Annotated in this window: 21 protein-coding genes and 1 riboswitch; of the genes, 6 read left to right on the top strand and 15 right to left on the bottom strand. The window is 65.9% G+C overall.

Annotated features, from left to right (window positions below):
* Nucleotides 1–178: 178 nt before the first annotated feature.
* Nucleotides 179–320, top strand: a riboswitch (FMN riboswitch).
* A 79-nt stretch (nt 321–399) separates the two neighbouring features.
* Nucleotides 400–1,050, top strand: a complete 651-nt coding sequence (ribB, locus tag ACPZMI_RS24550) for a 3,4-dihydroxy-2-butanone-4-phosphate synthase (protein ID WP_054892761.1) — start codon at nt 400–402, stop codon at nt 1,048–1,050.
* A 51-nt stretch (nt 1,051–1,101) separates the two neighbouring features.
* Here ribB and ACPZMI_RS24545 read toward each other — a convergent pair whose 3' ends face one another.
* The 3 genes from ACPZMI_RS24545 to ACPZMI_RS24535 are packed head-to-tail and all read right to left on the bottom strand — an operon-like array spanning nt 1,102 to nt 4,796.
* A complete protein-coding gene (locus ACPZMI_RS24545; RefSeq protein WP_186669197.1) occupies nt 1,102–2,292 on the bottom strand; it encodes an SGNH/GDSL hydrolase family protein in 1,191 nt (396 codons plus the stop codon).
* 1 nt (nt 2,293) lies between these two features.
* Complete coding sequence (locus tag ACPZMI_RS24540) at nt 2,294–3,406, bottom strand: SGNH/GDSL hydrolase family protein (protein ID WP_426353224.1); 1,113 nt, start codon at nt 3,404–3,406, stop codon at nt 2,294–2,296.
* Nucleotides 3,393–4,796, bottom strand: a complete 1,404-nt coding sequence (locus tag ACPZMI_RS24535) for an MBOAT family O-acyltransferase (RefSeq protein ID WP_186669196.1) — start codon at nt 4,794–4,796, stop codon at nt 3,393–3,395. The genes ACPZMI_RS24540 and ACPZMI_RS24535 overlap by 14 nt, the downstream gene beginning before the upstream one ends.
* A 257-nt stretch (nt 4,797–5,053) precedes the next feature.
* Between ACPZMI_RS24535 and ACPZMI_RS24530 the strand changes: the two genes are divergently transcribed.
* The 4 genes from ACPZMI_RS24530 to ACPZMI_RS24515 all read left to right on the top strand — a co-directional run bounded on the left by ACPZMI_RS24530 (nt 5,054) and on the right by ACPZMI_RS24515 (nt 10,181).
* Nucleotides 5,054–5,296 carry an exodeoxyribonuclease VII small subunit gene (locus ACPZMI_RS24530; protein ID WP_186669195.1) on the top strand — a complete coding sequence of 81 codons (243 nt, stop codon included), beginning with the start codon at nt 5,054–5,056 and terminating at the stop codon, nt 5,294–5,296.
* Complete coding sequence (ispA, locus tag ACPZMI_RS24525) at nt 5,293–6,180, top strand: (2E,6E)-farnesyl diphosphate synthase (protein WP_186669194.1); 888 nt, start codon at nt 5,293–5,295, stop codon at nt 6,178–6,180. The genes ACPZMI_RS24530 and ispA overlap by 4 nt, the downstream gene beginning before the upstream one ends.
* A 129-nt stretch (nt 6,181–6,309) precedes the next feature.
* A complete protein-coding gene (gene dxs, locus ACPZMI_RS24520; protein WP_426353223.1) occupies nt 6,310–8,205 on the top strand; it encodes a 1-deoxy-D-xylulose-5-phosphate synthase in 1,896 nt (631 codons plus the stop codon).
* 104 nt (nt 8,206–8,309) lie between these two features.
* Nucleotides 8,310–10,181: a TonB-dependent receptor domain-containing protein gene (locus ACPZMI_RS24515; RefSeq protein ID WP_426353222.1), complete on the top strand. Its 1,872-nt coding sequence runs from the start codon at nt 8,310–8,312 to the stop codon at nt 10,179–10,181.
* On the opposite strand, the gene ACPZMI_RS24510 is transcribed toward ACPZMI_RS24515, so the two are convergent.
* From ACPZMI_RS24510 to nrdR, 12 genes are all read right to left on the bottom strand, one after another.
* The gene (locus tag ACPZMI_RS24510) at nt 10,159–10,968 is read right to left on the bottom strand and encodes a cobalamin-binding protein (protein ID WP_186669189.1); all 810 of its coding nucleotides are present in this window, start codon (nt 10,966–10,968) and stop codon (nt 10,159–10,161) included. The genes ACPZMI_RS24515 and ACPZMI_RS24510 overlap by 23 nt on opposite strands.
* Nucleotides 10,968–11,387 (bottom strand): nuclear fragile X mental retardation-interacting protein 1, encoded by a 420-nt coding sequence (locus ACPZMI_RS24505; protein ID WP_186669188.1) that lies wholly within the window; start codon nt 11,385–11,387, stop codon nt 10,968–10,970. The genes ACPZMI_RS24510 and ACPZMI_RS24505 overlap by 1 nt, the downstream gene beginning before the upstream one ends.
* Nucleotides 11,384–12,001, bottom strand: a complete 618-nt coding sequence (gene ribA / locus ACPZMI_RS24500; protein ID WP_186669186.1) for a GTP cyclohydrolase II — start codon at nt 11,999–12,001, stop codon at nt 11,384–11,386. Before ribA ends, ACPZMI_RS24505 begins: the two co-directional genes overlap by 4 nt.
* Before the next feature lie 131 nt (nt 12,002–12,132).
* Nucleotides 12,133–12,876 carry a substrate-binding periplasmic protein gene (locus ACPZMI_RS24495; protein WP_426353221.1) on the bottom strand — a complete coding sequence of 248 codons (744 nt, stop codon included), beginning with the start codon at nt 12,874–12,876 and terminating at the stop codon, nt 12,133–12,135.
* A gap of 16 nt (nt 12,877–12,892) precedes the next feature.
* Nucleotides 12,893–13,396 (bottom strand): phosphatidylglycerophosphatase A family protein, encoded by a 504-nt coding sequence (locus ACPZMI_RS24490; RefSeq protein WP_054893602.1) that lies wholly within the window; start codon nt 13,394–13,396, stop codon nt 12,893–12,895.
* Nucleotides 13,393–14,361 (bottom strand): thiamine-phosphate kinase, encoded by a 969-nt coding sequence (thiL, locus tag ACPZMI_RS24485; protein WP_186720299.1) that lies wholly within the window; start codon nt 14,359–14,361, stop codon nt 13,393–13,395. The genes ACPZMI_RS24490 and thiL overlap by 4 nt, the downstream gene beginning before the upstream one ends.
* An 18-nt stretch (nt 14,362–14,379) precedes the next feature.
* A complete protein-coding gene (nusB, locus tag ACPZMI_RS24480; RefSeq protein ID WP_186669181.1) occupies nt 14,380–14,880 on the bottom strand; it encodes a transcription antitermination factor NusB in 501 nt (166 codons plus the stop codon).
* Complete coding sequence (gene ribH, locus ACPZMI_RS24475) at nt 14,877–15,353, bottom strand: 6,7-dimethyl-8-ribityllumazine synthase (RefSeq protein ID WP_186669179.1); 477 nt, start codon at nt 15,351–15,353, stop codon at nt 14,877–14,879. The genes nusB and ribH overlap by 4 nt, the downstream gene beginning before the upstream one ends.
* 92 nt (nt 15,354–15,445) lie before the next feature.
* Entirely contained in the window at nt 15,446–16,537 is a 1,092-nt protein-coding gene (ribBA, locus tag ACPZMI_RS24470; protein ID WP_186669178.1) for a bifunctional 3,4-dihydroxy-2-butanone-4-phosphate synthase/GTP cyclohydrolase II, read from the bottom strand.
* Between the two features lie 18 nt (nt 16,538–16,555).
* Nucleotides 16,556–17,221: a riboflavin synthase gene (locus ACPZMI_RS24465; RefSeq protein ID WP_054893597.1), complete on the bottom strand. Its 666-nt coding sequence runs from the start codon at nt 17,219–17,221 to the stop codon at nt 16,556–16,558.
* Between the two features lie 42 nt (nt 17,222–17,263).
* The gene (ribD, locus tag ACPZMI_RS24460) at nt 17,264–18,394 is read right to left on the bottom strand and encodes a bifunctional diaminohydroxyphosphoribosylaminopyrimidine deaminase/5-amino-6-(5-phosphoribosylamino)uracil reductase RibD (protein ID WP_426353220.1); all 1,131 of its coding nucleotides are present in this window, start codon (nt 18,392–18,394) and stop codon (nt 17,264–17,266) included.
* Nucleotides 18,395–18,396: 2 nt separating this feature from the next.
* Complete coding sequence (nrdR, locus tag ACPZMI_RS24455) at nt 18,397–18,861, bottom strand: transcriptional regulator NrdR (RefSeq protein WP_186669174.1); 465 nt, start codon at nt 18,859–18,861, stop codon at nt 18,397–18,399.
* Nucleotides 18,862–18,966: 105 nt separating this feature from the next.
* On the opposite strand from nrdR, the gene ACPZMI_RS24450 reads away from it, so the two are divergent.
* Nucleotides 18,967–19,419 (top strand): YbaY family lipoprotein, encoded by a 453-nt coding sequence (locus tag ACPZMI_RS24450; RefSeq protein WP_426353219.1) that lies wholly within the window; start codon nt 18,967–18,969, stop codon nt 19,417–19,419.
* Nucleotide 19,420: the final 1 nt, after the last annotated feature.

The following is a 19,420-nucleotide window of genomic DNA, read 5'->3' as shown; positions in this document are numbered from 1 at the left end:
CCCCCCCCTCCCCCCCCCCCCCCCCCCCCCCCCCCCCCCCCCCCCCCCCGCTCCCACAGGGGATTGGGCAGGCCTCAGATTTTTTGAGCAAGACAGTTGCTCCTACAAGGATTAAGGGGAAGGCGGGCATCGACTTAAGCAGGGCTTGCCAGCAAACGGTCGGTTTGCGGTATGCTCCGCCGGTCTTCAGGGCGGGGTGAAAGTCCCCACCGGCGGTAAATCGAAAGATGAGCCCGCGAGCGCCCCGGCCATGCCGGGGGTCAGCAGATCTGGTGAGACTCCAGAGCCGACGGTCATAGTCCGGATGAAAGAAGGCGCAAGCGCGGGGCCATCGGGCGCCCTTGCGCGCGCATTTTGTTCGCCCCGAGACGTTCATCGATCATTCACGAGGAGCGTTTCATGTCCACCTTGCACCACTCGAAATTCCCCAACGTCACCGCCGCCATCGCCGCCTTCCAGGCCGGGCGCCCCGTACTGCTGCTCGACGACGACGATCGCGAGGACGAAGCCGATATCGTCGCCGCTGCCGAAAACCTGTCGCTGCAGACCATGGCCATGATGATTCGCGATTGCAGCGGCATCGTCTGCCTGTGCCTGGATGAAGCCACGGTCGATGCCCTGCAGCTCGCACCCATGGTGCAGAACAACCAGGCCCGCCACGGCACCGGCTTCACCGTCACCATCGAGGCGGCCGAGGGCGTGAGCACCGGCGTGTCGGCCCAGGACCGGATCACCACCATCGAGGCCGCACTGCGCTCGACCGCCGAGCAGCGTCATATCGTCAGCCCTGGCCATGTGTTCCCGTTGCGTGCGCGTGATGGTGGCGTGCTGACCCGCCGCGGCCATACCGAAGGCTCGGTGGACCTGGCGCGCCTGGCCGGGTTGCGGCCAGCGGCGGTGCTGTGCGAGCTGATGAACCCCGACGGCAGCATGGCCCGGGGCGAGCAGGTGGCGGTGTATGCGCGCCAGTACAACCTGCCGGTGGTGACCATCGAGGAGCTGGCACGCTATCGCGAAGCGATGCTCGAACTTGAGGCGCAGCCCGCCTGACCTGCAGCGCGGCCCCTTGCAGTAGCCGCGCTGTATCTTTAAGGGCGGCGCTCAGCGCAGCCCCAACTGCCCCTTGAGGTAGGCGTACAACATTGCCGCACTCTTGCGATAGCCATCGGCGGTCAGGTGCACCAGATCAGGCCGCCCCAGGCCGCTGGCCTGCCAGGCGGCGATCGAGCACGGCCCGCCCATCTCTGCCTGCCAATCCCAGAACAGCGCCTTGTACTTCTGCGCCGCCTGGCGCTGGATGCGGATCACGCTCGCCAGCGGCTGCGGCTGGCGCGCCGCGCAACTGGCGGCCTTGCGCTGTTTGATCGAATCGGGCGGCCCGACCAGCAGGATGGCCGCCTTGGGCATTTCCTGGCGCAAGCGGGCCAGGGTGGCGTCCAGCTGTGACTGGTACAGCGCCAGGTCGAGCTTGTCATCGAAGGCTTCGTTGGTGCCGTAGGCGAGGATCACCAGGTCAGGCCGCAACGCCTTGAGCGTGCCCTGCCAACCCGCCTGCCACTTGTCCACCACCTCCAGCCGTGCACCGTTGATACCCAACGATGAATAGGTGACCCCAGCGTTCTTCTGCCCCTGGATATACCAGCCGCCCAGCGCCACGCCCTGGGCGCCTTCCACGCTCAGTTGCAACGGCAGCCCAAGATTGATGAAGGCCGGGCTGAAGCGCCACTCACCATTGGTAGCCGGCAACATGCGGCGCTGGCTGCCATTGGCCACCAGCGTGCTGCTGCGCGTTGCCTGGTACAGCGCCGAGATCCGGTAGCGTTGTTCGTCGGGGTCGCGGGCCTGGATCTTCACGCCAGGGCGATCGACCACCGGCAGCGACAGGTAGCCACCCAACGGAAACTGGCTGCTCTGCTGGTTGCGCGCAGAAACCAGCTCCCACTGGCGCCGTTCGCTGGTGACGATGACCCGGTCGTTGCGAATTCCCGGCACCGGCGAAGCCGGCACCAGGCCAATGCCACCGTCGCCATAGCGGGCCTGCAGCAGCTTGCGCAGCTCACCGCTGAACAGGTCGGCAGCGGTGTGCGAATCACCCAGCTGAACGATGGAAATGGGCGCACGGCCGGCGTTGCGGAACTTGCCGGCGAGCAGCGCGAGGTTGCCGTCGTCGCGCCCCTTGGCGACAACGGCGGGCTTGGCCGCAGGCTGGGGTGGCGCGCTGGCGCCGGTGCTGCACGCGGGCAAGGCGCTGATCAGCAGCGCCACGCCCAGCAGGTGATGCCATAGGCGCATCTCAATGTCCTGTTGCAGTCAGGACCGGGAAGCTGATCAGTGACAGTACCTGCGCGGCGATCATCTTCTGGCCCGTGATGGTGAAATGAATGCCGTCGTCGACCCGGACCTTGACCCGCTTGCCCTCCGGCGTCTGCACCGTATACGAGAACTGCTCGTCGGGATAGCCGAGAATCGGGTTGGCCGAGACGTAGTGCTGGCCGAATTGCGCGGTGCGCTCCTGATAAAGGCCGCTGAGGTAGTTCATGGCCGTCGACAGCCGCGACTTCTCCATGTTCGGCGGGCCGACCCAGATCACCTGGACATTGTGCTCGCGGGCCTGCTCGAGGATCGCGTCGATGCGCTCACGGTAGGCCACTTCCCACTCCGGCGACTTGAAGCGCAGGAACGGCTTGCCCTTGCCCTGGGGCATGTCCCACGGGTCGTTAGGGCCGAGGAACACCACCATCAGGCGGATCTTCGGCGCGCTGGCGAGGGTTTCGGCCACGGTCTTCGGCCAGTTGAAGAAGCCCGGGTAGGCAAGCCCGGTGCTCTGCCGACTGAGGTTGATGGTATGGATCTGGTAGCGCTTGCGCAGGCTGTTGGCCAGGTGCGGGGCGACGCCCTGCATCAGCGAATCGCCCACCAGGAACACTTCATCGCCCGCCGCCAGGGACGCCAGGGTGCCCGGCGCGACCATCTGCGCCAGCGGCGGCTTCACGACCACGGGAGCCGCAGCTGGCACCTGCACCGGCGCGACAGGGTGCGCGGCAGTTGCGCCGACATGCACAGGCTTGGCAACAGGGGCCTGCAGATCGACACTCACCACCGGCATCGGCGCCGGCAGTTCGACCACAGGCGGCGCCTGCGCTACCGTGGCTTGCCCGCTCAGGCTGTCGAGGAAGCTGTCACGGCCCTGCTCCAGCGCCGTGGTCAGGCCCGCACCCAGGCGCCAGGCTGGCAATTGCCCCAGCACCGGCAGTTCGCAACTGTCGTGATACTTCTGCTGGCAATACAGGCTGATCGAGTCCTGGTTCAGCCAGAACAGTAGCCCTGTGGCGACCACCAGGGCATACAGCGTGCGCGCCGCGCCCATCTGCACCTGGAACAGCTGGCGGATATCAGAAGCTTGCATAGATGAACCCCGGCACACCCGATTGCGACGCGAAGATCACCAGCGACACGAAGACCGCCAGTGGCAGTGGGTACAGTTGCCAGGGCAGGCGCTGGCTGGCAGAAAAGCCCTGGCGCAGGGTCGCCAGCCACTGTGGATACGTGGCGACGTACAGCACACAGGCCAGCAGCGCTACACCGGTGGCCGAGTCGAGCCCGACCAGGCTGACCTGGGCGATATCGCCCAGCATCTCCCAGGCGCCATCCAGGGTTGGGCTGCGGAAGAAGATCCAGGCGAAGGCCACGTAGTGGAACGTCAGCAAGCGGGCCAGCAGCCCGCTGCCCGGCAGGCGCGCAAAGCCCGGCCACAACTGCTCGAACAGCTTGTACAGCGCCAGCCCCACTCCATGCAGCGCGCCCCAGAGAATGAAATTCAGGCTCGCGCCGTGCCACAGCCCGGAGATCAGCATGGCCAGCAGCATGTTCAGGTTGCCGCGCCACACCCCTTTACGATTGCCGCCCAGGGGGATGTAGATGTAGTCACGAATGAAGCGCGACAGGCTGATGTGCCAGCGCCCCCAGAACTCCTTGAGATTGCGCGCGGCATAAGGCGCGTTGAAGTTGTCCGGCAGGCGAAAACCCAGCAGCAGGGCGATGCCGGTGACCAGGTTGGTGTAGCCGCTGAAGTTGAAATAGATCAGGAAGCTATAGCCATAGACGCTGAGCAGCACCTGCTCGGGGGTGAAGCTGCCCGGGGTTTCGAACACCGGATCGACCCACTGGCTGCCCAGCCAGCCGCTGAGCAGGAACAGCTTGACCACCGCCAGTGCAATCAAGCCAAGCGCCCGTTGCGGCTCCAGTACTTCGCGCATGGCCTGCGGGCGGATCTGTGGCAGCAGGTGCGCCGCACGATTGACCGGACCTGCGATCAGGCTGGGGAAGAAGGCCAGGTACAGGGCCAGGTCCAGTGGCGGCGCCGAGGCCATCTCACCGCGGTTGATCGACACCAGGTAGCTGACCGAATGGAAGGCATAGAACGACAGGCCGATCGGCACCAGTAGCTCGAGCACCGGCAGCGACACCTCGAGCCCGGCAGCCGCGAATGCGCCCTGCACACTGGCGGCGAAGAACTCCTGGTACTTGAACAGGTAGAAACACCCCAACACCAGCGCCAGCAGCAGCACGCCATTGAACCAGCGCCCGGGCTGGCGCGCAGCCAGCAACCCCAGCAGGTACACCAGCACACTGTAGCCAAGCAGGATGTACAACGATTGCAGGCTGAAACTCGCCACCAGCCCGTAGCTGGCCGCAAGCAGCAACAGGTTCTGCAGGCGCAGGCTCCAGCAAAGGCTCCAGTAGACAATGAAGAAGAGCGTGAAACAGAGGCCGAATTCGATCGAAAGGAAGCTCACAACGTAGTCCGTTACGTGACGTCGAGAAGGGGGGATTGCCGGAGGCCATCAAGATGCCCAGGCCAGAGCGGGCGGGATTATGGCAGAGCCCCAGTGGGGTCACAATCCGACCACGTCTCAAATTGCAATAAGAAAACTCTCGCACAAATGCAACAAAATACTACCAAGGAATACCTTTCCGGGAGGCACCGCAATTTGCTCCCCCCGCCCCGCTCTGCTAGTGTCGCGCCGTTAAAAACGCCACCGAGACAGTCGCCATGGCCCGCAAGAAAACCTCCATCGATTTCGAACAATCCCTCGCCGACCTGCAAGCCCTGGTCGAGCGCCTGGAGACCGGCGAACTGTCGCTGGAAGAGTCGCTGGCAGCGTTCGAGCAGGGCATTGCCCTGACCCGCGACTGCCAGGGCGCACTGGCCCAGGCCGAACAGAAAGTGCAGATCCTCCTGGAGCGAGACGGCGAACTGGCCGCCCAGCCCTTCGATGCGGAACCGGACGCATGATCAGCACCTATCAGGCCCAGTGCCAGGCACGCGTCGACGCGGCCCTCGAACCGCTGTTCGTGGCGCCGTCCAAGGAGCTCGAACGGCTCTACGCGGCGATGCGCTACAGCGTGATGAACGGCGGCAAGCGCGTGCGCCCGCTGCTCGCCTACGCTGCCTGCGAAGCCTTCGGCGTTGCGCCCGAGCAGGCCAACGGCGCGGCCTGCGCAGTGGAGTTGATCCATGCCTACTCGCTGGTGCATGACGACCTGCCGGCCATGGACGACGACGACCTGCGCCGCGGCCAGCCGACCACCCACAAGGCGTTCGACGAAGCCTGCGCCATTCTCGCTGGCGACGGCCTGCAGAGCCTGGCCTTCAGCGCCCTGCTCGATACCCGCCTGAGCCCGCAGACCGATGCCATTCGCCTGGCCATGGTCCAGGCCCTGGCCAAGGCCGCCGGCCCCGCCGGCATGGTCGGCGGCCAGGCCATCGACCTCGGCTCGGTCGGCCTGAAGCTCGACCAGAACGCACTGGAGTACATGCACCGACACAAGACCGGCGCGTTGATCGAGGCCAGCGTGCGCCTCGGCGCCCTGGCCAGCGGCCGTGCCGAGCCCACCCAGTTGGATGCCTTGCAGACTTATGCACAGGCCATCGGCCTGGCCTTCCAGGTGCAGGACGACATCCTCGACGTCGAAAGCGATACCGCCACCCTGGGCAAGCGCCAGGGCGCCGACATCGCCCGCGACAAACCGACCTACCCGGCGCTGCTCGGCCTGGAGGCCGCCAAGGGCTATGCGATCGAACTGCGCGACCAGGCGCTGGTCGCACTTGAAGGGTTCGGTGAAAGCGCCGAGCCGCTGCGGGCGCTGGCGCGCTATATCGTCGAGCGCCGTCACTAAGGGGCTGCGGCTGGGCTTTTCGCGGGCGAGCCCGCTCCTACAACAGCAGCCGCCACCCGCGCGTGAATGGGCAGCTTTTCCCACAATGGGGTAAACTGCCGCGTCTTCAAACCTATAACGACTCGCCTGATGCCCACGACGTTTCAAGAGATCCCCCGCGAACGCCCGGTCACGCCTCTGCTGGACCGCGCCGACACGCCAGCCGGCCTGCGCCGGCTGGCCGAAGCCGACCTGGAGAGCCTGGCCGACGAACTGCGCCAGGAGCTGCTCTATACCGTGGGCCAGACCGGCGGGCACTTCGGCGCAGGCCTGGGCGTCATCGAGCTGACGATTGCCCTGCACTACGTCTTCGACACCCCGGACGATCGCCTGGTGTGGGACGTAGGCCACCAGGCCTACCCGCACAAGATCCTCACCGGCCGGCGCAACCGCATGCTCAGCCTGCGCCAGAAAGACGGCATCGCCGCCTTCCCGCGCCGTAGCGAAAGTGAATACGACACCTTCGGCGTCGGCCACTCCAGCACCTCGATCAGCGCCGCCCTGGGCATGGCCATCGCCGCCCGGCTGCAGAACGACCCGCGCAAGTCGATCGCGGTGATCGGCGACGGCGCGCTGACCGCCGGCATGGCCTTCGAAGCGTTGAACCACGCCCAGGAAGTCGATGCCGACATGCTGGTGATCCTCAACGACAACGACATGTCGATTTCACGCAACGTCGGCGGGCTGTCCAACTACCTGGCCAAGATCCTCTCCAGCCGCACCTACGCGAGCATGCGCGAAGGCAGCAAGAAAGTGCTGTCGCGCCTGCCCGGCGCCTGGGAGATCGCCCGCCGCACCGAAGAATATGCCAAGGGCATGCTGGTGCCCGGCACGCTGTTCGAGGAACTGGGCTGGAACTACATCGGCCCGATCGATGGGCATGACCTGCCGACGCTGATCGCCACCCTGCGCAACATGCGCGACCTCAAGGGCCCGCAGTTCCTGCACGTGGTCACCAAGAAAGGCAAGGGTTTCGCCCCCGCCGAAGTCGACCCGATCGGCTACCACGCCATCACCAAGCTCGAGCCCGCCGACAAGCCCGCCGCGCCGAAAAAGCCCAGCGGCCCGAAGTATTCCGCAGTGTTCGGCCAGTGGCTGTGCGACATGGCCGCCGCCGACAACCGCCTGGTGGGCATCACCCCGGCGATGAAGGAAGGTTCGGACCTGGTCGCCTTCAGCGAGCGCTTCCCGGAACGCTATTTCGACGTGGCGATCGCCGAGCAGCACGCCGTCACCTTCGCAGCCGGCATGGCCTGCGAAGGCGCCAAGCCGGTAGTGGCGATCTACTCGACCTTCCTGCAGCGCGCCTATGACCAACTGATCCACGACGTGGCGGTACAGGATCTTGACGTACTGTTCGCCATCGACCGCGCCGGCCTGGTCGGCGAGGACGGCCCGACCCACGCAGGCAGCTTCGACCTCTCGTACCTGCGCTGCATCCCCGGCATGTTGGTGATGACCCCGAGCGACGAGAACGAGCTGCGCAAGATGCTCAGCACCGGGCACCTGTACAAAGGCCCGGCCGCCGTGCGCTACCCGCGTGGCACCGGCCCCAACGCGCCGATCGACGGCGACCTGGAGCCGCTGGAAATTGGCAAGGGCGTGATCCGCCGCCAGGGTTCGAAAGTCGCGCTGCTGGTGTTCGGCGTGCAACTGACCGAAGCGCTGCAGGTGGCCGAGCAGATCGACGCCACGGTGGTCGACATGCGCTTCGTCAAGCCGCTCGACGAGGCGCTTGTACTGGAGATGGCCGGCAACCATGAGCTGCTGGTGACCATCGAGGAAAACGCCATCATGGGCGGCGCCGGCGCTGCGGTTAGCGAGTTCCTGGCGCTTGAGGCGGTGGTCAAGCCACTGCTGCACCTGGGCTTGCCGGATATCTATGTCGAGCATGCCAAGCCTGCGCAGATGCTGGCCGAGTGCGGGCTGGATGCTGCTGGCATCGAGGCCTCGGTGAAAGCCCGCATGGCCAAGCTCGGCCTGTAAGGCCCTTTCGCGGGCAAGCCCGCTCCCAGAGGGATTGCACAGTATTCGAGTACTGTAGAAACCCTGTGGGAGCGGGCTCGCCCGCGAATGCTATTGTACTGCCCATGAAAATCCTGACCTTTGCACCGCTGCTCTGCCTCCCCCTGCCCTTGCTGGCCGCCGAACGCGACAACGCCCTGAAGCTCCCCGACGTGCTGATCAGCGCCAACCGCGAAGTCGAATCGCGCAGCGCCACCAGCGCCGCCAACACGGTCTTCACCCGCGCCGACATCGACCGTCTGCAACCCTCCAGCGTCACCGACCTGCTGACCCGCGTGCCCGGCGTGCAAGTCGCCGCCACCGGTGGCCGCGGCAGCCTGCCCGGGATTTTCATCCGCGGCACCAAGGCCGCGCAGAGCCTGGTGCTGGTCGATGGCGTGCGCATCGCCAACGCCACCTCCGGCGACAGCGGCCTGCAGTTTCTCGACGTCGATCAGATAGAGCGCGTCGAAGTGCTGCGCGGCTCGCGCTCGGCGGTCTACGGCAGCGACGCCATCGGCGGGGTGATCCAGATCTTCACCCGACGCGCCAGCGGCCCCGGCCTGCAACCGCGGCTGCGCCTGGCGGCCGGCAGCAACCAGACCTTCCAGCGCAGCCTGGGACTGTCCGGTGGCGATGGCCAGACACGCTTCAACCTCGGCGCCAGCCTCGACGAAACCGCAGGCATCGATTCGACCGGGCCGTCCTTCGCCAGCGATGGCGATCACGACGCCTACCGCAACAAGTCTTTCAACCTGAGCCTGAGCCATACCTTCGGTGAGCGCTTCGAGGCCGGGGTGAACCTGCTCGACAGCCGGGGGCGCAGCGAATACGACAACCCCTTCGGCCGATTCGACCCAGTCAGCTTCGAAAGCTTCGGCCAGAAGCCCTACACCGACTTCACCGTCAGCAGCCTGGGCACCTACCTCGACGCCCAGCTCAGCGACCTCTGGCACTCGCGCGTGGAGATCGGCCACAGCGAGAATCGCGACCGCAAGCGCGACAAACTCAGCGACGATGGCAGCGTGTTCAACACCTATCGCGACCAGATCACTTGGCAGAACGACCTCGCCCTCGACGCACGGAACAACCTCTCGCTGGGCGCCGACTGGTACCAGGACCGGGTGCACGGCAGCACCGACTTCGCCGAGGACAGCCGCTACAACCGTGCAGCCTTCATCCAGCATCGCTATAGCGGCGAAAGCTTCTCCACCGAACTGGGCATGCGGCGCGACCAGAACCAGCAGTTCGGCGGCCAGACCACCTGGAGCGCCAGCCTGACCCTGCCGTTGAACACCGACAACGACCTGCTGCTGTCGTACAGCGAAGGGTTTCGCGCGCCCACCTTCAACGACCTGTACTACCCGCAGTACAGCAACCCAGATCTCGACCCCGAACGCTCCAGGAGCTATGAGCTGCAATGGCGCAGCCAGTTGAGCGCCAGCAGCCGCCTGGAAACCTCGCTGTACCGCACCGACCTGCGCGATGCGATCATCTTCGGCGAGGGCTCGATCCCGCGGAACGTTGCCTCGGCGCGGATCAACGGCATGGAGGTCGCGCTTAGCCAGGATTGGGGCCCCTGGCGCAGCCAGCTCGGCCTGGCACTGATCGATCCACGCGACCGTGACACCGGCCATACCCTGGCTCGCCGCGCCCGCCGGACCTTGAGCCTGGACCTGGACCGACAGTTCGAGCGCTTCTCTGCAGGCGCGAGCTGGCAAGCGATCAGCACCAGCTATGACGACGAGGCCAACCGCAACAGGCTCGGCGGTTACGCACTGCTGGGCCTGCGCGGTAGCTGGGCGGCAAGCGATGCGCTGAAGTTCGAGGTCAAGGTGGATAACCTGCTGGACAAAGGCTACAGCCGCGCGCTCTACAACTATGACGGCAATGACTATGGCTACCGCGAAGAAGGCCGCACCTGGCTGCTGAGCCTTACCTGGACACCGGCGCTCTAGACGCCAGCAGCGCACAAAGGCGCGCCGTCGCTTCGATCATCTGCCCGCTGGGGCGCTCCAGGCCCTTGTCGGGCACCACCAGCAAGTGTCCGCCGGCAACGGCACTGAGCTGTGGCCAGGCCTTCCAACCGGCTAACTGCGTAGCGTCGCCGGCCAGGATCACCTCAGGGTCACGCGCCAGCACAGACTCGACGCTCACCTGCGGCGCAGGCTGTTCGAGATCGGCAAAGACGTTGCGCGCACCGCAGACCGCCAGTGCATCACTCACCACCTGACGGCCGCCCAAGGTGTACAGCGGCGAGTCCCAGACCTGATAGAACACCTTGAGCGGCTGCTCGCGGCGATAGCGCTCGCGCAGGTCGGCCAGGCGCTCTCGCAACCTGTCAGCGTAGCGCTGCCCCTGCTCGGCACGCCCCAGGCGCACGGCGATGGCCTGGATCTGCTCGATCAGTTGCGCCAGGTCGTGGGGCTCGCTGCTGAACGTGGCAATCCCCAACTGACGCAACTGGTCGCGCTGGGCCGGGGGCACGCTGCCGGGCCAGAGCAGCAGCAGGTCGGGCTTGAGCGCCAGCAGGTGCTCCATGTCCAGTTGCCCGTAGCGCCCGACCGATGGCAGATTTTTCAGACGCTGCGGCCGCTCGCCGCTGTCGAGCACGCCCACCAGCAGATCGTCCGCCTCAAGCTCCAGGACGATCTCGGTCATCGACGGCCCGAGGCTGACTACACGCGGCCCAGCCTCGGCAAATGCACCGATCGACAGCAGCACGGCAACGAAAAAGGCGCGCATCAGCCCAGTTGGCGCGGAATGCGATAGAGGTAGAGCAGCATCACGGTAGACAACGCCAACAACACCTGAGGCACCGCCTCCAGCCCCACCAGCACCGAGAGTGCGGCGATCCAGGCCGGGAAGCAGGCGTAGGTCATGGCCAGGCGACGAACCCGCGCCAGTTCGATCCAGGCAGCGGGTTCTTCGGGGGTGTCGAGTACCTTGGAGGTGCCGATCAGCGCCCGTTTGTAGGCACCGAAGCGCGGCAGGCTGAGAAACAGGGTCGCGGCGCCGGCGATGAACAGCGGCATTGCCAGCACCGGGATCAGTGCCTGACCACCGCCAAAGGCCCAGGCCATGACCGGCAGCGGCACCAGGCCGACCGCCAGGTATTGCCACCAGGCCAGCGCCAGACGCCGCTTCACCTGGCCACGGGTCACGCCTGGGGCGCCTCGCCCTGGTGACGGTTGCCCATCATGTGACCGAGCTTGTCGGCCTTGGTGGCCAGGTACAGGCGGTTGTGCGGGTTGTGGCCGGTGTGCAGCGGCACGCGCTCGGCAACCACAATGCTCATGTCGGTCAGGGCTTTGACCTTGCGTGGGTTGTTGGTCATCAGGCGCAGCGACTTGACGCCGAGGTGCTCGAGCATCGGCAAGCACATGGCGTAGTCACGCTGGTCGGCAGCAAAGCCCAGGCGCTCGTTGGCCTCGACGGTATCGGCACCGCCATCCTGCAGTTCATAGGCGCGAATCTTGTTCAACAAGCCGATGCCTCGACCTTCCTGACGCAGGTACAGCAGCACGCCACGGCCTTCACGGGCGATGGCCTGCAGCGCGGCTTCCAGTTGCGAACCGCAGTCGCAACGCTGGCTGAACAGCGCGTCGCCGGTCAGGCATTCGGAGTGCAGACGCCCGAGCACCGGTTCACCGTCGGCGATATCACCCAGGCTGAGCACCACATGCTCGCGGCCGCTGGCTTCGTCGAGAAAGCCATGCATGGTGAATGTCGCAAAAGGCGTTGGGAGTTTGGAGGCGGCAACAAAGACGACGGGCACGTTGTGCTCCTGATAAGTAGGAAATTTCAATGGGCCAGATTGTATCAGCAGCCCAGCGGGCATGCGCAGGCTGAATCTCGCCGCTTAAGATCGAAAAGTTCGATGCATAGGCCTGCCAGACGCGCGCTCGATCAGTGCGGCTGGCTGTCGGACGGGAACGGGTACGGCTGCTTCCAGTGCTCGAAGATGGCCTTGAGTTCGCCACTACGCACCAGCTTCGCCATGCGCTCGTCGAACAGGTCGCGCAAGGCCTTGCCGTGATCGCTGCGGGTAAAGGCCAGGTACAGCGGCAATTCAGCGATGTGGGTGCGGCGGAAGTCCTGCGGCTTGCTGGCCTGATGCAGCACGTAGTCCACTTCCGTTTCGGCATCGATGTAGAAATCCACCCGGTCATGCTCAAGCATCGGCAGGATGCCTTCGCGACGCTGGATCTCGCGGAATTCATGCACATTCGGCAGATATCTGTCGTAGCCATAGCCACGTACCCAGGCTAGGCGATACTGGCCGACGCTGTTCAGTGCCGGGACTGGCTTGCTGGCCAGGCCGAGGGCATAGATATGATCCAGGTCGAAGTGCCAGCGCGGGTAGAGGTTGTCTTCGTTCTCTTCCTTGTACGAACCCACCCAGGCGTCGGCCTCGCCGCGCTTGACCAGCCCGACTGCACGGCTGTAAGGCGCGCTCGTTACCTCGACCTTCACCCCGGCCGGCTCGAACACCTTGCGCAGCACGTCCCAGGCAACGCCAGTGCCGTCGGCGTTGGTGTAGTCGATCCATTCCTCGCTGACCAGTCGCACCTGCTTCGGCAACTCAACGGCCCCGGCACTCCAGGGCAGGAAAACCAGCATCAGCGCCAGCAGCAAAGTCCGTATGGCCATCGACCCGCTCCCTGTATCAGGCTACCGCCCAAACCAGCACTTGCATGCCCAGCCAGGCGAACACGCCAGCCAGGATATCGTCGAGCATGATGCCGACACCGCCGTGCACATGGCGGTCGATCCAGCGGATCGGCCAGGGCTTGAGGATGTCGAAGAAGCGGAACATCAGGAACCCTGCGAGCAGCCACTGCCAACCCTCGGGCACCAGCCACAAGGTGATCCACATGCCGACCATCTCGTCCCAGACGATGCCTTCATGATCGTGCACGCGCAAGTCGTTCGCCACCTTGCCGCACAGCCAGAAGCCGAACAGCATGGTGATCCCCAGCAGCAGCCAGTAGCCCCAGTCCGGCAGCATCTGCCACAGCGGAATGAACGGCAGCGCCACCAGCGAGCCCCAGGTGCCCGGCGCCTTGGGCAGGGTGCCGGAGCCGAAGCCGAACGCGATGAAGTGCCACGGATTGCGCCAGACCGAAGGCGGAACGAACTCCGCAGGCACCTGATTGGGGTGGTCGGTCACGGTGTCTCCCTGAAATGTTGATAGCCCCGTTGCGTCGGGGTGATGTCACGACCCTGGCGATCACGCAGGGTGACGCCCTGCCCGTCCAGGACGCGGCCGATGACATGGACATGGATGAACCCCGGTAGCTGCAATGCCTGGTGTTGCGCGGCCGGGATGGTGAAGGCCAGCACATAGTCGTCGCCGCCGGTGAGCGCCGCGTGCACGGCAGCGTCACGCCCGAGGAAGGCCTCCAGTTCGGTAGATACCGGAACCTGGTGCTGGTTCACTTCGAGGGCGACGCCCGAGGCCCGGGCGATATGACCGCAGTCGGCAAGCAGGCCGTCGGAAACGTCCAGCGCCGCCGTAGCCTGGCCACGCAGCAGCTCGCCCAAGGTGAGCTGCGGCATCGGCGACCAGTACTGCGCAAGCAGCGCCTGGGCCTGTTCGGCCGGGGCCTGGCGCTCGCCCAGCACCAGCGGCAAGGCCCCCGCCGCGCTACCCAGGTTGCCGCCGACACACAGCAGATCACCCGGCCTGGCACCATCGCGGCGCAAGGCCTGCCCGGCCGGAACCCGGCCAAACACGGTCACGGTGATGCTCAGGGGGCCGCGCGTGGTGTCGCCGCCGATCAGGCTCATGCGACAGCGGTGGGCCATGCGCCCCAGGCCTTCGGCGTAGTCTTGCAGCCAATCCGCGCTGACCTCGGGCAAGGTCAGGGCCAGGGTGAAGCCGATGGCGGTCGCGCCCATGGCCGCCAGGTCGCTCGCGGCCACGGCCAACGAGCGCTGGCCGAGCAGCGAGGGGTCGCAGACCGCCGGAAAATGCACACCTGCGACCAGCGTATCGGTGGAGACTGCCAGTTGCTCGCCAGCCGGCAGCTCCAGCAGGGCGCAATCGTCACCGATCCCCAGGGCCACGCCCTCGCCGCCCTGCGCACAGGGCGCGGCAGCGAAGAAGCGGCGGATCAGCTCGAACTCACCCATGGCTCGTCAGCGCCGGGATCAGCGCTTGTTGGCCTTGACTTCGGCTTCGCGCAGGTTGGGCGCGAGCTTGTCGAGCACACCGTTGACGAACTTGTGGCCGTCGGTGGCACCGAAGACCTTGGCCAGTTCCACACCTTCGTTGATCACCACGCGGTACGGTACGTCGACGCGCTTGATGAACTCCCAGGTGGACAGACGCAGCACGGCCAGCTCGACCGGGTCGAGCTCATCCAGTGCCAGGTCCAGGCAAGGCTTGAGTGCGCTGTCGATTTCGCCCTTGATTGCCGGAACCCCGTGGAGGATTTCGCGGAAGTAGGCACCATCGACATCGGAGAAATCGTTATCGACCCGGAACTGAGCCTCGATCTCGTTCAGCGAATGCTGCGCCATGTGCCACTGGTAGAGCGCTTGCGTGGCGAGCTTGCGGGCTTCGCGACGCTTGGCGCTCTTGGAGGGCTTGCCGGCATCCGCAGGTTTTGGATCGCGCGGGTTGAAACGATCGCTGTCGTCGCTAATCACTTGGCCTCCAACTGCGCCAGCAGGCTGACCATTTCCAGGGCGGACAGGGCAGCTTCGGCACCTTTGTTACCGGCTTTGGTGCCGGAACGCTCGATGGCTTGCTCGATGGAATCAACGGTCAGCACACCGAAGGCGACCGGAACGCCGAACTCCATGGACACCTGGGCCAGGCCCTTGGTGCACTCGCCCGCCACGTATTCGAAGTGCGGGGTACCACCACGGATCACCGCACCCAGGGCGATGATCGCGCTGTAGTCACCTTGCTGGGCGACTTTCTGTGCCACCAGCGGGATCTCGAAAGCGCCCGGGGCACGGATGATGGTGATGTCGCTTTCGCTGACGCCATGGCGTACCAGGGCATCGACGGCACCGCTCACCAGGCTTTCGACGACGAAGCTGTTGAAGCGGCCAACCACCAAAGCATAGCGACCTTTGGGGGCGATGAAGGTACCTTCGATGGTCTTCAGGGTCATTCCGGTATTCTCATATTAAAGAGCGAGGCCGCACCGGGCGGCCTTCGGGAGGGTTCGGACACGAGCGCCAGGACAACGCTGGCGCACCTGTGTCACTCGGAGGGCACGTATTCTACAACTTCCAGATCGAATCCGGATATCGCGTTGAACTTCATCGGCGAGCTCATCAGGCGCATCTTGCGTACACCAAGGTCACGCAGGATCTGCGAACCGGCACCGACGGTGCTGTAGGTGCTCGGCACCTTGGCCTGCACGTCGCCTGCGCTTTCACGGATATGCGCCAGCAGCACGTCGCCGTCCAGCGGGTGGCCCAGCAGCAGCACCACGCCGCTGCCGGCCTCGGCCACGGTGGTCATGGCCGCGCGCAGGCTCCAGCGCCCTGGCTGCTTGACCATCAGCAGGTCGCGCAGCGGGTCCATGTTGTGCACACGCACCAGGGTCGGCTCTTCGGCGCAGATCTTGCCCAGCGTCAGCGCCATGTGCACGTCGCCTTCCACCGAGTCACGGTAGGTGACCAGATTGAACTGGCCCAGCTCGCTTTCGATCGGCTGTTCGGAGACGCGCTGCACGGTGCGCTCATGGATCATGCGGTAGTGGATCAGGTCGGCGATGGTGCCGATCTTGAGATTGTGCTGGGCGGCGAACACTTCCAGCTCGGCGCGACGCGACATGGTGCCGTCGTCGTTCATCACTTCGCAGATGACGCCACTGGGCTCGAAACCGGCCATGCGCGCCAGGTCGCAGGCTGCTTCGGTGTGCCCGGCGCGGGCCAGGGTGCCGCCTGGCTGGGCCATCAGCGGGAAGATGTGGCCCGGGCTGACGATGTCCTCGGCCTTGGCGTCCTTCGCGGCGGCAGCCTGCACGGTGCGGGCGCGGTCGGCGGCGGAGATGCCGGTGGTGACACCCTCGGCGGCCTCGATCGACACGGTGAACTTGGTGCCGAAGCCGGAGCCGTTGCGCGGCGCCATCAGCGGCAGCTTGAGCGTCTCGCAGCGCTCACGGGTCATCGGCATGCAGATCAGTCCACGGGCGTGCTTGGCCATGAAGTTGATGTGCTCGGGCAGGCAGCACTCGGCTGCCATGATGATGTCGCCTTCGTTTTCGCGGTCTTCGTCATCCATGAGGATGACCATTTTGCCCTGGCGGATGTCTTCGACCAGTTCTTCGATGCTGTTGAGCGCCACGCGGCACCCCCTTCTCAATCAGGATTTCAAGAAGCCGTTGGCGGCCAGGAAGCTTTCGGTGATGCCACTGCCTTTGCTCGGCTCGGCGGCCTTGTCGCCCAGCAGCAGACGCTCCAGGTAACGGGCCAGCAGGTCGACCTCAAGGTTCACCCGACGACCTGCACGGTAATCGGCCATGATGGTTTCGGACAGGGTGTGCGGGACGATGGTCAGCTCGAACTCGGCGCCATCGACCTCATTGACCGTCAGGCTGGTGCCATCGACGGTGATCGAGCCCTTGTGGGCGATGTACTTGGCCAGCTCTTTCGGGGCGCGTACGCGGAACTGGATGGCGCGGGCGTTATCGCTGCGCGAGACGATTTCGCCGACACCGTCGACGTGACCGCTGACCAGGTGGCCGCCCAGGCGGGTGGTCGGGGTCAGGGCCTTTTCCAGGTTGACCCGGCTGCCGCTCTTGAGCTCGACCATGGCGGTACGCTTGAGGGTCTCGACGCTGACGTCGGCCCAGAAGCCATCGCCTGGCAGCTCCACGGCGGTCAGGCACACGCCGTTGACCGCGATACTGTCGCCGAGCTTGACGTCGCCCAGGTCGAGCTTGCCGGTCTCGACGTAGACGCGCACGTCACCACCCTTGGGGGTCATGCTGCGGATGGTGCCGATGGATTCGATGATGCCGGTGAACATGATGTTCTCCTCAGGTACGGGCTGCGCGAAGCAAGCCCGGCATTATACGCCGGGCGCGGGCAAGGGGATGGCTGTGACTCGCCAGTCATCGCCCACGGCGCGCATTTCGATGATTTTCAGCCGCGGCGCCTCGCTCATGTGCTCCAGGGGCCAGTCCAGCAGCGGGCGGGCCTGGGAGCCAAGGAAGGTGCCGGCGACGAACAACTGGTACTCGTCGATCAGGCCGTGGCGAGCGAAGGCGCCGACCAGCCCGGCGCCCGCTTCGAGCAGGACCTCGCTGGCACCGCGCTCGGCCAGCAGGCGCAGCAGCGCCGGCAAGTCGACCTGGCCATCGCTGCCGGGCAGCACCAGCAACTCATGGCCGGCGGCGGCGTAGCGCGGGTCGTGCGCGGCGGCGGTGACCACCAGCGCCGGACCGGCCTGGAAGAACGGGGCGTCCAGCGGCAGGCGCAGACGGCCATCGACCAGCACCCGCAGCGGCGGGCGCGACACGGCCAGTGCGGTCATTTCCTCGTCCAGGCCAAGCTCGGCGGCGCGCACGGTCATCCGCGCGTTGTCGGCCAGCACGCTCTGGGCACTGGTCAGCACCACGCTGGAGCGGGCGCGCAGGCGCTGTACCGCAGCACGCGCCGCGGGGCCGGTAATCCACTGGCTCTCGCCATTGGCCATGGCGGTACGCCCGTCCAGGCTCATCGCAAGCTTGGCTCGAACGAATGGCAGGCCATGCTCCATGCGCTTGAGAAAGCCCGGGTTGAGTGCGCGAGCTTCGGCCTCGAGCACACCACTGGCAACCTCGATACCGGCTTCGGCCAGCCGCCCCAGGCCGCGCCCGGCCACTTGCGGGTTCGAGTCCTGCATCGCCGCCACCACCCGCGCCACACCTGCCTTGACCAGCGCTTCGGCACACGGTGGCGTGCGGCCATGGTGGCTGCACGGCTCGAGGGTGACGTAGGCGCAGGCGCCGCGCGCGCGCTCACCGGCCTGGCGCAGGGCATGCACTTCGGCATGCGGCTCGCCGGCACGCACGTGCCAGCCCTCACCGACCACTTCGCCGTCGCGAACGATCACGCAGCCCACGCGCGGGTTGGGGTGGGTGGTGTACAGGCCCTTGCGGGCCAGTTCCAGGGCACGGGCCATGTAATGGGCGTCAAGCATCGCGGTCTGGCTGGACATGCTTACTCTTTGGCTGGCTCACGGGCCAGGCGGTCGATTTCTTCACGGAATTCGTCGAGGTCCTGGAAGCGCCGGTACACCGAAGCGAAGCGGATGTAGGCGACTTCGTCGAGCTTGCGCAGCTCGGACATCACCAGCTCACCGACCACCAGCGACTTCACTTCGCGCTCGCCGGTCGCGCGCAGACGGCTCTTGATGTGCGCCAGCGCCGCTTCCAGGCGCTCGACGCTGACGGGGCGCTTTTCCAGCGCCCGCTGCATGCCGGCGCGCAGCTTGTCTTCGTCGAAGGGCTGGCGTGTGCCGTCCTGCTTGATCAGCCGGGGCAGGACCAGTTCGGCGGTCTCGAAGGTGGTGAAGCGCTCGCCGCAGGCGACGCACTCACGGCGACGACGGACCTGTTCGCCTTCGGCGACCAGTCTCGAATCGATGACCTTGGTGTCGTTGGCACCGCAAAAGGGACAGTGCATGGTGGCAGGCAACAAAAAAAGGGAGGGCCATGGTAGCGCATCCCACTGGCAAGACAAGCCAAAGGGGTTACCATCCAGAGAAATCTGCCTGTGAAGGATTACCCCATGCACCATCGAGCCCTCCTCGTCCTGTGCCTGGCCGGCCTGCTCGCCGCCTGCGGCAGCGACCGGCCGAAGACCGAGCAGCATGCGGCGTCCCCCGCGCCCAAGACGGTCAAGAAGAGCGACGAACCGGGCCCGCTGCCGGCCTACCAGCGCGAACTCAGCGGCACCCTGATGGAAATCCCCGCGGGCGCCGAAGTCGAGCTGGCACTGCTGGTGATCGACGAACGCGGCCGTCCCCAGCGCCTGCTGGCCAGCAGCGACCTGACCGGCACCGGCCAGGCCCTGCCCTATCACCTGCGTTTCAACCCCGAGGCCTTCCCGGCCGGTGCCCGGGTCGAGCTGCGCGGTCGCGCCAGCCGCTCCGGCCAACTGATCATGCACCTGCCGCCGCAGCGCATCGTCCAGGCCGAAACCCAGGCCACCGGCCCACTGCGTTTCGAGAAGGCGCCATAAG

Source organism: Pseudomonas wayambapalatensis, assembly GCF_049942315.1.
GTDB lineage: Bacteria > Pseudomonadota > Gammaproteobacteria > Pseudomonadales > Pseudomonadaceae > Aquipseudomonas > Aquipseudomonas wayambapalatensis.
Note: the sequence above shows the minus strand (reverse complement) of the source record. Positions and strands in the feature narration are given on the sequence as shown.

Bases quoted from the DNA above. Each gene is read 5' to 3' on its own strand.
- ACPZMI_RS24450 (WP_426353219.1), top strand. From the start codon at position 18,967: ATGCACCATCGAGCCCTCCTCGTCCTGTGCCTGGCCGGCCTGCTCGCC.
- ACPZMI_RS24515 (WP_426353222.1), top strand. From the start codon at position 8,310: ATGAAAATCCTGACCTTTGCACCGCTGCTCTGCCTCCCCCTGCCCTTG.
- ribD (WP_426353220.1), bottom strand. From the start codon at position 18,394: ATGTCCAGCCAGACCGCGATGCTTGACGCCCATTACATGGCCCGTGCC.
- nrdR (WP_186669174.1), bottom strand. From the start codon at position 18,861: ATGCACTGTCCCTTTTGCGGTGCCAACGACACCAAGGTCATCGATTCG.
- dxs (WP_426353223.1), top strand. From the start codon at position 6,310: ATGCCCACGACGTTTCAAGAGATCCCCCGCGAACGCCCGGTCACGCCT.
- ACPZMI_RS24465 (WP_054893597.1), bottom strand. From the start codon at position 17,221: ATGTTCACCGGCATCATCGAATCCATCGGCACCATCCGCAGCATGACC.
- thiL (WP_186720299.1), bottom strand. From the start codon at position 14,361: ATGGGTGAGTTCGAGCTGATCCGCCGCTTCTTCGCTGCCGCGCCCTGT.
- ACPZMI_RS24545 (WP_186669197.1), bottom strand. From the start codon at position 2,292: ATGCGCCTATGGCATCACCTGCTGGGCGTGGCGCTGCTGATCAGCGCC.
- ribB (WP_054892761.1), top strand. From the start codon at position 400: ATGTCCACCTTGCACCACTCGAAATTCCCCAACGTCACCGCCGCCATC.
- ribH (WP_186669179.1), bottom strand. From the start codon at position 15,353: ATGACCCTGAAGACCATCGAAGGTACCTTCATCGCCCCCAAAGGTCGC.
- ispA (WP_186669194.1), top strand. From the start codon at position 5,293: ATGATCAGCACCTATCAGGCCCAGTGCCAGGCACGCGTCGACGCGGCC.
- ACPZMI_RS24510 (WP_186669189.1), bottom strand. From the start codon at position 10,968: ATGCGCGCCTTTTTCGTTGCCGTGCTGCTGTCGATCGGTGCATTTGCC.
- ACPZMI_RS24540 (WP_426353224.1), bottom strand. From the start codon at position 3,406: ATGCAAGCTTCTGATATCCGCCAGCTGTTCCAGGTGCAGATGGGCGCG.
- ACPZMI_RS24530 (WP_186669195.1), top strand. From the start codon at position 5,054: ATGGCCCGCAAGAAAACCTCCATCGATTTCGAACAATCCCTCGCCGAC.
- ACPZMI_RS24495 (WP_426353221.1), bottom strand. From the start codon at position 12,876: ATGGCCATACGGACTTTGCTGCTGGCGCTGATGCTGGTTTTCCTGCCC.